Below are 13,844 nucleotides of genomic sequence, written 5' to 3'. Positions count from 1 at the left end.
AGGAGCACAAGATGGAGAACAATGATAAATTAAAATCCTTACGTGGTAAATTACTAATTACAGGTACTATTAAACTAGAAACTGGTATGCATATTGGTGCTAGTAATGATTTTGCTCCTATTGGATCCGTTGATACACCATTTATTCGCGATGTAGTTACTCAAGAGCCGATTATCCCAGGTAGTTCTATTAAAGGTAAATTGCGCACCTTACTAGCTAAAAGTCATTGTGACGCTTATATAATGAATGATATTAAAGATGATAAAGAAGAAATCAAACGTTTATTTGGTTCCGTAAATCCTGTAAAGCCAGCTCGGTTACAGTTTTATGATTTATTTATCACAGATGAAACTCGTCAATTGTTTGCTAATATAGAAACTGATACGTATATGGGTGAAATCAAGTTTGAAAATACTATTAATCGTGTTGATGGCAGTGCTAATCCTCGTCAAATTGAACGTGTTCCAGCAGGTACCGTATTTACATTTAAAGTAGCCTATAATATTGAAAACGAAGCCGAAGTGGCTGAGGATATGAATATATTAAAAGATGGTCTTGATTTATTAGATATAGATTATCTCGGCGGTCATGGTTCTCGCGGCTATGGTCGTGTGAGCATTTCTATTGATGAGGTAAAGTCAGTAGGTAATAGTGCTATTAATACGCAGGATTTATTAGATATATTAAGAAAGTAGGTTGTTACTATGAACTACTATCTATATCCACTGCGTTTTCTTACACCGGTGCACTTTGGAGATACCTCAGAAGGCGGTAATTTAGAAACTATTTCCCTTACACTCGGCTCTGATGCATTATTTGGCGCATGCTGTCATGAAATCAGTCATGATATAGATTTATTACAATCTTTTATCGACTCTGTAAAAGAACAGCACATTGTATTATCTAGTTTATTTCCATACTGTATAGACGACGGTGAATATCAATTATATGTTCCTTCACCTATTATGCAAATCGATTCAAAAGAGATGCCGATTACAAGTTTTGAAGAAATAAAGCGAGTAGCAACGGAACAAAAAAAGATAAAGAAAATTGAGTACATTCGAGCATCACAGCTGCAAAATTTTAGTCAATATATAGAGGCAGATACCGCACAAAAACATATGCCTATCTTTGGAACTAAGCAAGCTGTGACACAAGTAAATATGCGTGGAGAAAAGAGTCGACCATATTATGTGGGGAACTATCAATTCATGTCACATACAGGGCTATATATTATTGCTGGTTTTAGTGATGATTCTAGTCGTGATTTATTTGAAGCCATTCTTGAACTGCTAGGTCTTTCTGGGCTTGGTGGCAAGCGTAGTGGCGGCTATGGAAAATTTGAATTAGCTGATGATCCAATTGAGCTGGAAACTGAAGGTATTTATGAGGACGATTCTGCTTTATATGCATTGCTTCATAATAGGCAGGGAAAGATGATGTGCATTAGTGCCTGTGTTCCAACTAGTGATGAAGTGGCTACTTTAAAACAAGGTTCTTATAAATTACAAAAGCGTGGTGGCTTTGTAGGCTCTGCTGGAAGTGAGACTCAAGTAAAGCGTAACTCCTATTATGTTGTTAAAGAAGGCTCTGTTTGTCCAAAAGCATTAGTCGGACAAATGCTTACTATTACGGGGGATAGTTTACCGCATCCTGTATATCGTAATGGTATGGGCTTATGGATTGGGGTGGATTATGAGTAATCGTATTGATCATGCAAAATTATCACTCACTATTGTGAGCCCTACTAATATTGGTGGCCCTGAGAAATTAACAACTAAAGACTATATGTACAATTACGATGCTGGTGAAGTATATCTCCTTAATAACTATGAATGGTTTCGCTTTTTAGCTCGTCATAATAAATTAGCAGAGTTTGAAACATATATGCAGAATGAGATGGTGAGACCAAATGGTCGAACTATGTATGATTGGGCTAAAAGTACTATTGGTGCATCTCAAATAACAAAAGATGTATTAGGTCCTGCTATCGATTCTATTATGAAATCAGCGATATATAATGAAGGCCGCAAAAACTCATTAAATGATATTACACCTCAGATTCGTGGGGCAAATGGAGAAGTTTATATTCCTGGTAGCTCTATTAAAGGTGTTATTGACAGTGCTATTATTTCACATATGCTTCGTAAAAATGAGACTTTTAGAGATAATGTTCAAAGAGAATTAGAAAAAGTTTTATATGCATATAATGAATTTAGGTATAAAAAAGGGTATTGTAAAAAGTTATTAAGAGATATATTTAATTCTGTTGATAAAATAATCCTTGATCATATCCATGTTTTAACAAAGAGTGATGGAAAACAGTTTAGAGGTATTTTAGCCAGTGCATTCCGAGGTATTTCTGTTTCTGATGCTATGCCTATGGGTGCGATTCAAACAGAGATATTAAAGAAAGAAGATTCTTGTCTTGATGAAGATGGGACTCACACTATTTCGGTGCATCGTGAGTGTGTTTTACCAAATCAGAAGTTCTCCTTTACAGTAACCCTTGATACGGCTATGACTAAAGAAATAGGGATTACTAGTGTCAATCAAGTATTAGCTATTTTACAGGAAGACTTTGATGCTACTCATAAGTTATTAGCCTCTAAATTTAAGAAAGTTAGTCCATCTATTTTTAAAGCTCTAGAATCAGCTAATGCCTATATTGGTAGTAATACTGGATTTGTTCAAAAGACTATTATTATGGCTGCTTTTACAGATGATGAAAAAACAGGAATTGATATCATTAGAGCAATCTTAGATATGAATTTCAAAAAAGCTAAACATGCTACTAAAGATTCGTTTATGGCACCTCGTGCTTTGAAATTAGTGAAGTGGAATGGCCATTATTATGAGATGGGGGGCATTTATATTGGCAGATAATATTGAAATTATGGCCATTGAATTAGCAATAATAGCAGATCCATCAATTAAAGTTGTACAGTCCATAGGTAGCGTGCTACATGGCGTCTTAATGGAGTTGGTGGGGACAGAATACGCAGGTCAGTTACATGAAACGGGCCTGCGTCCTTATAGCCAATATGTCTATTTTAATAAAGAAACAGGTCAATATATTTGGCACCTTTCTGCTGTAACAGCAGAGGCCGTTGAACGGATATTGCGACCAGTATTCGATATACCTGAAAAAATATATTTAAAGCAAAAACGAGGACATATTTATATTCAAAATAGAACTATCCTAGAGGAAACCTCCTATGAAGCACTAATGGCTAAGTTTTGGAGTAGTGAAGCAGAATATACTCAAGCTAAATTACGGTGCGTGACCACTACAAGCTTTAAGGTAGACCAACAGTATACGATTTTCCCTGAAGCATTTCGTATTTATCGCTATTTATTGCGTCAATGGAATCAGTTCACCACCTTTGAAATGATGGATTCTGATGATTTATTAGCGGCGCTTGAATCGGCTGCCTTTATTCGTGATTATAATTTACGTATGGGCATGTATGGTTTAGAAGGCGTTAAAATCCGTGGTTTCCGTGGCGAGATTGTTATGCAATTTAAGAGAAACCTAGTGATGCAACGTATCTTATCTCTATTAACCTATTATAGCCAATTTACAGGGCTTGGAATTAAGACCGCATTAGGCATGGGTGGAGTGCAAAGTGAGGTAATACAATGAGAATTCTTTATACCCCTGTAGGGGATACCGATCCTATTCGTGGTTGTTATGATGGAGCAATGCTCCATATCGTAAGGCATTATAATCCAGATATGGCAATCCTAGTATTGAGTATGGAGATGGAGCAAAAGGAAGTTGCTAATCATAGGTTTACTAAGGCTTTAAAACATGTGAAAGCTGACTTAGATATTAAGCTCATACATACAGGACTTACAGAGGTGCACCGCATTGATACTTTACAACTGTTTGTTGAGCATTTTTATGAAACACTTTCAAAATATCCTGATGCAGAGATATTAGTTAACTTAAGCTCTGGTACGCCTCAAATGAAGTTGATTATGTCTTATCTTAGTGTTGAACATGATGCGGTACGAGGTATTCAGGTTGATAGTCCTCAATGTGGTTCTAATCGCTCTGAACCAGCTGTTAATGATAATGAAGACATTGAGATCATTATTGAAAATAACTTTGATGATCAAGCGGATAGTGAAAATAGATGCCATGAGCCTCAAATGGGGTATATTAAGAGGAATAATATTAAGCAATCACTTCATACGCTCATTACTAGCTATAAATACAAAGAAGCTATAAGCTCTTATCATAGTTATGAAAGAACTTTTGAAGCGGGTGTTATTAATGATGTATTACCATTATTAGAACATGCTAAGTTACGATTAGAGTTAGATTATGAGGGGGCTTTACAAAAAGTTCGTAAGGTAGGCTCTATATCCTTATCTTCGCTATTTACTGATTGGGAACCACGTAAATTATATGAGTTTTTAATGCTTATGGAAGTACGATTAAAACAAGGTCAAATTGAGGATTTTATTTTAAAAACTACTCCTTTTATGTATGATCTTATGCGTTATTACTTCTATAAAGTACTTAATGTAAATTGGCGACAAGTTGAGAGAAAAACTCCAATGGGTACACGTTTAGATATGAGGGCTTTTGAATGCAAATATCCTGAGTTATATAAATCATGGAGAGCGAATACTAAGACGCCTCAAATGCAAGATATCCAATTATCTTTGTATCATATGTTACATATGTTAGAAGATTTAGATACAGTTGATAAATCTTTATTGGAACAGTTAAAAGAGATTCGTAGCATTGAGCAAAAAATTCGTAATAAAATGGCTCATGAGATTGTTGTGTTTTCAGAACAAGATATATGTAGTTCTGTAGGAATTCAATCATTACAATCTTTTTTACATCAAATTAAGAATATATTTTTTACTATTACTGAACAGAAAAAACAAAATAAATTGATTTATGATGTTATTAATCAATATGTGTTAGAAAAGATACAATAGAATGGTGCGGTAAAGGAGGCGATTCTATGTCATCCTTATATGTCACAGAAGCAGGTTCATTTATTAAACGGAATGGTGGTCATGTTGTAGTAGGGCGTAATAATGAAGTTTTATTTGAAGTACCGTTAGAACGTATTGAAGATATTACTGTTTTTGATACTGTGTCAATATCGAGTACGCTTGTTACTGATTTTATTGAAAGAGGCGTACCTATTACATGGTTATCTGGTTATGGAGAATACTTTGGCACTATAATCAATACTAACACTATTGATATTAATAAACATAAGAAACAATTCGATTTATTAAACAACCATGAATTTAGATTAGCTATGTCACGAAAAATTATTCGTGCAAAGGTTCGTAATCAACTAACTATATTGCGTCGTTATGCACGAAATTTAGATGAAGATATAAGTATAGATACGCAAATTGATAATATAAAATCTGTCCGTAGCCATATTGGTGAATGTGTTCGTATTTCTGAACTCATGGGGTATGAAGGTATAATTAGTCGATTGTACTTTGAGGCTCTCGGAAAAATTGTTCCGCCTACATTTTCTTTTACTAAGCGATCTAAACAACCTCCGCGAGATGAATTTAACGCCATGCTAGGCTTAGGATACAGCATGTTATTTAATGAAATTCTAGCAGGTTTAATTAATGCGGGCTTACATCCTTTTGTTGGTGTTATGCATAGACTTGGCAAGGGGCACCCTGCACTTGCATCAGATTTGATCGAGGAATGGAGAGCTCCTATTATAGATTCTTTAGTTCTTTCTATGGTGAGTCGTAACATGGTGGACCTATCTGATTTTGATAACTCAGATAAAGGTTGTTATATGACTCCAGAAGGTAGAAAAGGACTTTTGACCGCGTATAATAAGAAAATTCGTTCTGAAAATCAATATATTGAGGATCGTAAAAGTTATAGGGAATCAATCTATAAGCAGTGTAAGCAATTTGCTAGTGCCATTATGCACGAAGACGTAGATTTGTATACACCTTTGGAGATTCACTAATATGAAAAAGTTTATAGTATTAGTCATCTATGATGTAGTAGATAATAAAACGCGTAATCATTTAGTAAAATGCTTAGAGCGTTATGGCGTGCGTGTTCAAAAATCAGCATTTGAGGCACTACTAAATAGAAAGCAATATGATGCTATGATGCGGCGTGCCAGTCGAATTATCAATCCCATAGAAGATTCCCTACGTGTATATATACTTGACGATATAATTAATATCTATACATGGGGGATTGGAGAACGAAAAGAGCAAGATTGTATTATATTGTAATGAAAATTAATGTATTTATTAGAGATGTTATTTACTGAGCAATGGTAGAATCATCTGTTTTAATTAGTTATCTATCTTTAATTTGATATCCTTGATAATTCTACTATTGCAATTTCTTTGTTTTTTTATGCTATAATATATCTAGATTATAACCTTGTGAAATAAAATCTCAGCCGTTGTGATAGTGGTGCGGTTTATAGGTGTTATTTTAGCGTGCTAAAGTGCTATTTGAGGTCGATTTATGATCTCCGCCGTTAATGGTGATTTATGGCTAGATAACATCTACTGTTTCAGATACAGGGTTAAATTAAATAATCCCCTGATGGGGACGGAAACATTTTTGTAATTGTCAATCTTTAAGTTTTTCATTGTTTATTAGTTAAATTAAATAATCCCCTGATGGGGACGGAAACTCGTCCATTGGGTTTTTATTACCGTCAACCAAACGAACCAGTTAAATTAAATAATCCCCTGATGGGGACGGAAACTCCACTACAAATATAATTACTATAGTACTTTAAATCGTCAAGTTAAATTAAATAATCCCCTGATGGGGACGGAAACTGGCTGTATGGGTTATCACTGTTATTAAATGGATGAATGACGTTAAATTAAATAATCCCCTGATGGGGACGGAAACGTGGTTTGGGTTTTCTTAGTACACTTTGTAATTGTACCTAATGTTAAATTAAATAATCCCATGATGGGGACGGAAACGCTTTTGTCTATCTATCGTGTTCATACATCCGCATGACATTGTGTTAAATTAAATAATCCCCTGATGGGGACGGAAACTCATTTACCCAGTTTATCATATCAATAATTTTCTGTGGGTCTGTTAAATTAAATAATCCCCTGATGGGGACGGAAACAAATCAGAATGGATACAAAACTTAATTTGTTTGCATTCCTCATGTTAAATTAAATAATCCCCTGATGGGGACGGAAACTACTTTTTCTCTTTCATGTGGTTTCACCTCTTTGTTTCTTATAGTTAAATTAAATAATCCCCTGATGGGGACGGAAACCAGTTTTCAAGACTGTTGCAATAAACCAGACTCTGCCAACTTGTTAAATTAAATAATCCCCTGATGGGGACGGAAACTGGATTCATAGCCAGCAGCAAGTGACTTTTCATAGTTTTCAGGTTAAATTAAATAATCCCCTGATGGGGACGGAAACTCCGTAAACTAGCCAATTCTTTAAAATACATCAGACCATTTAAAAGTTAAATTAAATAATCCTCTGATGGGGACGGAAACGCCACCATTTCAAATTCATCTAACATGCAAACACGTGGCTTTTTGTTAAATTAAATAATCCCCTGATGGGGACGGAAACCAGCAAAAAATACTTCATCATACAAACTATGTATTCTATCAAGTTAAATTAAATAATCCCCTGACGGGGACGGAAACCCAATTGCATATGTGTATTCAACCAATGCTTCTGCATGGCTACGTTAAATTAAATAATCCCCTGATGGGGACGGAAACACGACGTATTCTCTTATAATATTGTAATACAGCCAATAATTAGGTTAAATTAAATACTCCCCTGATGGGGACGGAAACTCCTGCCATCAATGCAATAGGATTACACATTCGCATCCCCCTTTCGTTAAATTAAATAATCCCCTAATGGGGACAGAAACTATTTAGCTTTGTTAAAATTATTAGGTTTACTATAAGGCTTTATTTGAATATAAAGATTCCTGAAATATCATTTCCCAAAATTTATTCTATATATCTCCTAATCTTTGACTAGGTTTCGATTATGATGTAATTTACAATAAAAAAGTAGCATTACTATACATAATATAGATTATTTGGCATATGCCATCTGTGTCTATATGTTAGTAATGCTACTTTTGTTATGTTGCTAGATTTATTCTGTTAAATATTTTATTACTTTAATTTCGTTAGATATGCATTTAGCATGTCTAATCGTTCAGCAAATAATGTTTTCATCATAGTAAGACGATCTTCCGTAATATTTGAATTTTTTGCATATATGGAATCCATCAATTCCATTGCTGTTTTAGACAATGACTGCGGAATTGTTAGTGGTGTTGTTACATACTTTATTTGCTTATCATGTTTCGATTTAAACGGTAATGATGGATACGTATGGAATGGTCTATGTGGATTAATCGTCATTTCGTTGTACCATAGGGTATTGCCATTATCGAAGATAGGGGCCCTGCCAAGGAATTCAAGTGTTGTAGAATTCCGTAAGAACCCAAAGTTACCGTAGTGACGGTCGTCATTTAATGTTAGATAGTCCAAAGCAAGTGTCGTATCTAAATGGGCTTTCACATTTGGAATTGAAAAATGTGTACACTGATCTAAGAACGCTTGGTATTTATTATCGCGTCGTTTAAGTGGCGCTGCTATGTGCCATGCAGGGATGTATTCAATGTCTCCGCTCGTAAATAGTGGGCAAGATGACACGATTTCACCAGATGCGATTGTTTCTAATTCATATGGTACATGGTGAAAGTTTAGTTCTTTGCATAATTTTGACACAAATATTTCATTAAATGGTTGTTGATTGAGGAAGTTTCCAGCTTTTAATAGGCGAATACCTTTTATTTGTTGCACCCACATCTGACGAAGAGAACCGTTTACAGATGAATTCGGTGTAATTAAATCGATATCGATATCATCAGAATCAGATAAGAATAAAGGCGTGTCAATTATAGGATGGTCATAAAAATTGATAGTATCCCAATCTAAATTAGAGTGTATTGGTTTCATCCAATAGTGGTCAGATAGATTAAGTTGATATGATTTTAAAGAAAATTCTAATGCATCTGATGCGTGATAGGCCTCTAGTAAATCTTCTAAATTAGGTCTCGAACCGGGAATCGCACGATGCTTTAAAAAATCATTAAGTGCGATTTCTTGATTGTCCATGACCATCATATTCAATGGTTTGCGGTCTGGATTTATTATTTCAGTAACCTTTGTTACTGTTAAAGTATCATCTAATCTAATATTTCTTAATAAAATGACTATTAGCAAAACAAAACGCCCCCTTCATAGCAACCATCTAAGGTTGCTCATGAAGAGGGCGTTTTGCATTGTAGTAAGAAAGTTAGTAAACATTTAGACGGAATCTAAATGTATGTATATAAGGCCATACAGCTTACGATAAGAGGGGGAAGTAGCATCCTATTGGAGTAATATTGCATAAAAATGGGAAATATATTAGGATGCGTCTCTCATAGATATGCAAGGGATATACAGGGGAGATATCTATGGTTGTACAACTATATGGCCGTATATAACGGTATGTAATATAAATTAGAATTTATGAGTAAATTCAGCGTTTACGCCCCAGTCAGCTTGGTAATCACCAGATAGACCGGTAGTAATGTCCGCATATACGCTGTTGTTTGTATTGAAACCATAACGGCCGCCGAATGCGAGTTCAGTCCAAGTGCCTTTGAGGTCTTGTTCTGTCAATTTTACGGCATTACCGCTAGCATAGGTAGTTTTTACATTGCCTGTGAAAGCATGACCTGCAGCAAAGCGTGTATATAGGTTACCATTGCCAAATTGTTTGCCTACTTCCAGGCCTAGTTTGCCAGATGTGCTATTTACACCAGCTTGGTTAACGGATACATTGCCTGCTGTAAAGTCACGACCACCGAAGTGTGTATAGTTTAATTGTGCTTGTGGTTCTACATAGAAACCATTAGCAGATTTTATAGTTTTGCCGTAGCGAACGCCGATGCTATACGCATTGGATTTTACATCGCCAGATTTAGCTTGGCCGATTTCATTACGCGCTGTAAATTCATTAGAGATACGACCTACTTGAGATTCTACATGTACGTATTGATTCTTACCAAGGTCTTTCAATCCATAAGCGCCAACAGCATAGGATTTTACCTTGCCAGAACCATTGAATACATAATCTTCAGAACCGCGTAGATAAGAAACTTGACCGCCTACGGTCCAGTCACGGCTAGTTTTAGTATCATAGCCACCTTGGATGCTTGTGTAATCAGTAGCTGTATTGATACCGTCATTAGCATAATTATATCGACCGCCACCAATACGAGCCCAAATACCTGTTGGAGAACCTTGTTGTAATTGGTTAGCACGATTCATATCGCTCGTCATTGTACGCCATGCGTTGATATTACCAACTACAGCAGAACGAATGTCGCGCATTTGTGGTGTATCATAAGCGCCAGGAGTTACTACAGGATTTGGTGTTACAGGGGTAGGTGCTGGAGTAACAGGAGTAACAGGAGTTACAGGTGTCACAGGGCTAGGCGCTGGAGTTACCGGAGTAACAGGAGAAGGTGTTGGCGTAACTGGAGTAACAGGGGTTATCGGAGTAACAGGGGTTACCGGAGTAACAGGAGTAGGTGTTGGAGTAACCGGAGTTACAGGGGTAGGTGCTGGGGTAACTGGTGTTACAGGCGTAGGTGCCGGAGTAACAGGAGTTACTGGTGTTGGAGCTGGCGTAGACGTTGGAGTAGGAGTAGGAGTAGGAGCCGCATAGGAACCTTGACCATTACCGTTTTGCCATGTAATAGCACCTTCTTTTTGGTCTGTAGTTAACGCTTTTTGGAAGCTTGACACGATGCCATTAGAAGCGATGGATACAGTACCAGAAAGGTTTCTTTCACCATTCATATAATTTTCGTAATAGAATTTATGCGCCAAGTTATCTAGAATCTTGTTTACATTGCTTTCAGAGGACGTATCGAGATGATCGCCTGTTACATAGCCATGTACACCAGACCCTGTTGTAGCGGATTTTACGATGAAGTTACCGCCTTCGATGTCAGATGCATCAAGGCCTGTTTTTTGAGCGGCTGGTTTAGCGAAGTTCAAACCAGTACCAGCGCTCATATCGTAAATGACATTGATGTGGCCGTCCAAATTATTAACGTGGATGTCGCTACGAGAATCTTGGGAAATACGACTGAATCCTTCACGTGTACGAGTGCCTTTGAGTGTATTGATACTGCTGCGCGCTTCGTTGCCTTTAATTTGGAATGCCTCCAAGCCACCCATGTTATCGTGGCTCCACATGCCACCATCAAAGGTCATGTTGATTTCGCCACCCTTATCCTCTAATGTGTTCACAGCCTTGCCGGTAAATTGGTTAGGGCTATTGTGCGCGCGGCCGAGGCCAATATTAATCACGGATGGTTGCTGTTGTTGGTATGGAGGCATCGTTTTATCAGATACAAGTATATTACCTTGCATATTAAATACTTTATATTTTACAGTACCTGCATCATCGATACCAAGATTAATTTTACTGTTATAGGCAAATGCTAGTGGATAGGGTGCGTCCCATGGGGCCGTATTCACGTTCATAACCCCGCCATCCACTTGAATGGAACTATTATCTAGCATGCCTGTAATGAAAGCTGGTTGGCGATGGCGCTTAGGTAATTGGTTTTGATCAGGTGTATCTAAGGAGGCAATAGTCACTTGACCGCCGTTTGATGCAATGACACCTGTTGCCGTCGTATCGCCAGTGCTTTCAAATTTACTTTCAGAAACTACTGCAAACACATTGCCATTAGAACCAAGGCCTGCTGACGCCCACGTGCTAGGGAGGGCCACTGTAGATGACAACATGGTCATCATCACAGCGGACAATAACATCTTATTTCTCGCTCTCATTCTCTTACACCTCAACTATATTACTTAATTTGTAATTAATTTTTATATTGTGAAAGACTCTTCATAAATGAATATATATATCTATCGGTTGATTTAATACTCTCTTATATAATAAAAGATAGATATATACTCACTTTATAAAGAATTAAAGCCTAACACATTTAAAATATATTTAAAATAATATAACATTTTTCGTGAGTTGTAAATGAATTTTCACAATTTTATTTTAAAAATATTTCAATTATTAATAGATGAGTTACATATTAGGGGCAGTAAATACGATGTATGGTATTCTTTACAAACCTAGCGAGCATGGGTATTATTGTATGTATAGCACGATTTCTAGTAACAGGCTAGTTGTAGTATAGAAAGGAGCCTTCATGAAAGTCACTTGTTCCTGGCCCACAACACCACTGTATCAGGCGTATCATGATTATGAATGGGGGCGTCCTATTCATGATGACCAACATCAATTTGAACATTTATGTTTGGAGAGCCTACAATGCGGTCTGAGTTGGCTTACGATTTTAAATAAACGAGACGTTATACGTCAGTGCTTTGAACATTTTAATGTTGATGCAGTAGCTAAATATACGGAAACAGATATAGAGCGTATTATGAGTACAGAGGGAATGTTAAAATCCCGCAAGAAGATTGAGGCCATCATCAACAATGCACAGGCGTTTCAACGCATTCAAGACGAGTTTGGATCCTTTTGCGAATATATATGGGCTTTCACCAATCATAAGACTCTTATTTATGAAGGCCATTCTGAGGGAAGGGTGCCTGCTAAAAATGAATTATCTACGCGCATTAGCAAAGACCTTAAGAAACGAGGGTTCAAATTTGTAGGACCTGTGACCATCTATTCCCATTTACAAGCTAGTGGTCTCATCAATGATCACGGTAAGGATTGCCCTTGTTTTAATGAAATCAATGAGGCCAATCCTGTGGTTTATATGACAATAGATGATTAATATAAATAGAACCGTATCTACTGAAACATAAATACGGTTCTTTTGTAATATTTTATATTGATTGTTATCGATATAGTTGGTATACTACTTTCATAATAACTTTCATACGTAAGGGAAAGGATAAGAAGATGATTGGATTAGGAACGGCTATTAATATGGGCCTAATTGTGGGAGGCAGTCTTATAGGTCTCGCTTTTGGGCGCTTTATGAAAGAGAATCTAAAACAAACTCTTATGATGGTCAGTGGTATCATTGTATTATTATTAGGGATGAGTGGCGCCATGCAATTTATGCTGGTTATTGTTAATGGTTCTCTCCAAACATCAGGGCCTCTATTAATGATTGTTAGTATGGTGGTAGGTGCTGTTATTGGCGAGCTTATTGACTTAAATCGATGGATTACTGTTTTTGGAGATTGGGTGAAAGCTCGTACTGGTAACACGGGAGATCCAACCTTTACGCATGCATTTATTACTGCTTCGCTTACTTTTACCGTTGGTGCTATGGGCGTTCTTGGTTCTATTCAAGATGGATTAACAGGAGATTATCAAACACTATTATTAAAAGGTATTCTTGATGGTGTTATTGTTATGGTTATGACTTCATCGATGGGGAAAGGGGCCTTATTTTCTTTTATACCTGTTGGGATAACGCAATGGGTAATAACTGCTATGGCACATATCGCAGCACCTTTAATGACGCAGACTGCTATAGATAATTTATCTTATGTAGGTTCTATTTTAATATTTTGTGTCGGTATCGATTTGATTTGGCCTGGTAAGATTCGTATTGCCAATCTTTTACCAGCTATTTTCATAGCTATGGGACTTACATTTTTAATTTAAATTTAATTTTATATACCCCTCTTTACATTATATGTAAAGAGGGGTATTATATTCTTCATATTATTTGTCTAGTTAAAATGGTTTCCCATAGGAATGCATGT

11 protein-coding genes and 1 CRISPR repeat array are annotated in these 13,844 nt (G+C 36.5%); of the genes, 9 read left to right on the top strand and 2 right to left on the bottom strand.

Annotated elements, in window-relative coordinates; genetic code table 11:
- Window positions 1-11: 11 nt before the first annotated feature.
- The 7 genes from csm3 to cas2 are packed head-to-tail and all read left to right on the top strand — an operon-like array spanning window position 12 to window position 6,261.
- Entirely contained in the window at window positions 12-695 is a 684-nt protein-coding gene (csm3, locus tag Q0E20_RS05345) for a type III-A CRISPR-associated RAMP protein Csm3 (RefSeq protein ID WP_295997369.1), read from the top strand.
- 9 nt (window positions 696-704) lie between these two features.
- On the top strand, window positions 705-1,703 hold the full coding sequence (gene csm4, locus Q0E20_RS05340; RefSeq protein ID WP_295997365.1) for a type III-A CRISPR-associated RAMP protein Csm4: 999 nt from the start codon (window positions 705-707) through the stop codon (window positions 1,701-1,703).
- Window positions 1,696-2,886 carry a type III-A CRISPR-associated RAMP protein Csm5 gene (gene csm5, locus Q0E20_RS05335; protein ID WP_295997362.1) on the top strand — a complete coding sequence of 397 codons (1,191 nt, stop codon included), beginning with the start codon at window positions 1,696-1,698 and terminating at the stop codon, window positions 2,884-2,886. The genes csm4 and csm5 overlap by 8 nt, the downstream gene beginning before the upstream one ends.
- Window positions 2,876-3,646 carry a CRISPR system precrRNA processing endoribonuclease RAMP protein Cas6 gene (cas6, locus tag Q0E20_RS05330; protein WP_295997359.1) on the top strand — a complete coding sequence of 257 codons (771 nt, stop codon included), beginning with the start codon at window positions 2,876-2,878 and terminating at the stop codon, window positions 3,644-3,646. The genes csm5 and cas6 overlap by 11 nt, the downstream gene beginning before the upstream one ends.
- Window positions 3,643-4,962, top strand: coding sequence for a type III-A CRISPR-associated CARF protein Csm6 (locus tag Q0E20_RS05325; RefSeq protein ID WP_295997356.1), 1,320 nt, complete (start codon window positions 3,643-3,645; stop codon window positions 4,960-4,962). The genes cas6 and Q0E20_RS05325 overlap by 4 nt, the downstream gene beginning before the upstream one ends.
- Before the next feature lie 26 nt (window positions 4,963-4,988).
- Entirely contained in the window at window positions 4,989-5,984 is a 996-nt protein-coding gene (cas1, locus tag Q0E20_RS05320; RefSeq protein WP_295997354.1) for a CRISPR-associated endonuclease Cas1, read from the top strand.
- Window position 5,985: 1 nt separating this feature from the next.
- The gene (gene cas2 / locus Q0E20_RS05315) at window positions 5,986-6,261 is read left to right on the top strand and encodes a CRISPR-associated endonuclease Cas2 (RefSeq protein WP_295997352.1); all 276 of its coding nucleotides are present in this window, start codon (window positions 5,986-5,988) and stop codon (window positions 6,259-6,261) included.
- Window positions 6,262-6,562: 301 nt separating this feature from the next.
- A CRISPR array of direct repeats spans window positions 6,563-7,915; the repeat unit is 35 nt; unit sequence GTTAAATTAAATAATCCCCTGATGGGGACGGAAAC.
- 253 nt (window positions 7,916-8,168) lie between these two features.
- On the opposite strand, the gene Q0E20_RS05310 is transcribed toward cas2, so the two are convergent.
- Together Q0E20_RS05310 and Q0E20_RS05305 are read right to left on the bottom strand one after the other, a co-directional pair.
- Window positions 8,169-9,287 (bottom strand): hypothetical protein, encoded by a 1,119-nt coding sequence (locus tag Q0E20_RS05310; protein ID WP_295997350.1) that lies wholly within the window; start codon window positions 9,285-9,287, stop codon window positions 8,169-8,171.
- A gap of 282 nt (window positions 9,288-9,569) precedes the next feature.
- Window positions 9,570-11,921 (bottom strand): autotransporter outer membrane beta-barrel domain-containing protein, encoded by a 2,352-nt coding sequence (locus Q0E20_RS05305; RefSeq protein ID WP_295997347.1) that lies wholly within the window; start codon window positions 11,919-11,921, stop codon window positions 9,570-9,572.
- 380 nt (window positions 11,922-12,301) lie between these two features.
- Here Q0E20_RS05305 and Q0E20_RS05300 point away from each other — a divergent pair, with 380 nt between their 5' ends.
- Both Q0E20_RS05300 and Q0E20_RS05295 read left to right on the top strand, forming a co-directional pair.
- Complete coding sequence (locus tag Q0E20_RS05300) at window positions 12,302-12,898, top strand: DNA-3-methyladenine glycosylase I (RefSeq protein ID WP_295997346.1); 597 nt, start codon at window positions 12,302-12,304, stop codon at window positions 12,896-12,898.
- A 128-nt stretch (window positions 12,899-13,026) separates the two neighbouring features.
- Complete coding sequence (locus tag Q0E20_RS05295) at window positions 13,027-13,743, top strand: DUF554 domain-containing protein (protein WP_295997344.1); 717 nt, start codon at window positions 13,027-13,029, stop codon at window positions 13,741-13,743.
- Window positions 13,744-13,844 lie beyond the last annotated feature (101 nt).

Origin of the sequence: uncultured Veillonella sp. (assembly GCF_934230905.1) — a bacterium.
Taxonomy (GTDB): domain Bacteria; phylum Bacillota; class Negativicutes; order Veillonellales; family Veillonellaceae; genus Veillonella.
The sequence above is the reverse complement of the archived record's forward strand: the minus strand, read 5'-3'. Positions and strand labels throughout refer to the sequence as shown.

Excerpts from the sequence above, each read along its gene's own strand:
- csm5 (WP_295997362.1), top strand. The coding sequence starts at position 1,696 with ATGAGTAATCGTATTGATCATGCAAAATTATCACTCACTATTGTGAGC.
- cas2 (WP_295997352.1), top strand. The coding sequence starts at position 5,986 with ATGAAAAAGTTTATAGTATTAGTCATCTATGATGTAGTAGATAATAAA.
- csm3 (WP_295997369.1), top strand. The coding sequence starts at position 12 with ATGGAGAACAATGATAAATTAAAATCCTTACGTGGTAAATTACTAATT.
- cas1 (WP_295997354.1), top strand. The coding sequence starts at position 4,989 with ATGTCATCCTTATATGTCACAGAAGCAGGTTCATTTATTAAACGGAAT.
- Q0E20_RS05305 (WP_295997347.1), bottom strand. The coding sequence starts at position 11,921 with ATGAGAGCGAGAAATAAGATGTTATTGTCCGCTGTGATGATGACCATG.
- csm4 (WP_295997365.1), top strand. The coding sequence starts at position 705 with ATGAACTACTATCTATATCCACTGCGTTTTCTTACACCGGTGCACTTT.
- Q0E20_RS05295 (WP_295997344.1), top strand. The coding sequence starts at position 13,027 with ATGATTGGATTAGGAACGGCTATTAATATGGGCCTAATTGTGGGAGGC.
- Q0E20_RS05325 (WP_295997356.1), top strand. The coding sequence starts at position 3,643 with ATGAGAATTCTTTATACCCCTGTAGGGGATACCGATCCTATTCGTGGT.
- Q0E20_RS05300 (WP_295997346.1), top strand. The coding sequence starts at position 12,302 with ATGAAAGTCACTTGTTCCTGGCCCACAACACCACTGTATCAGGCGTAT.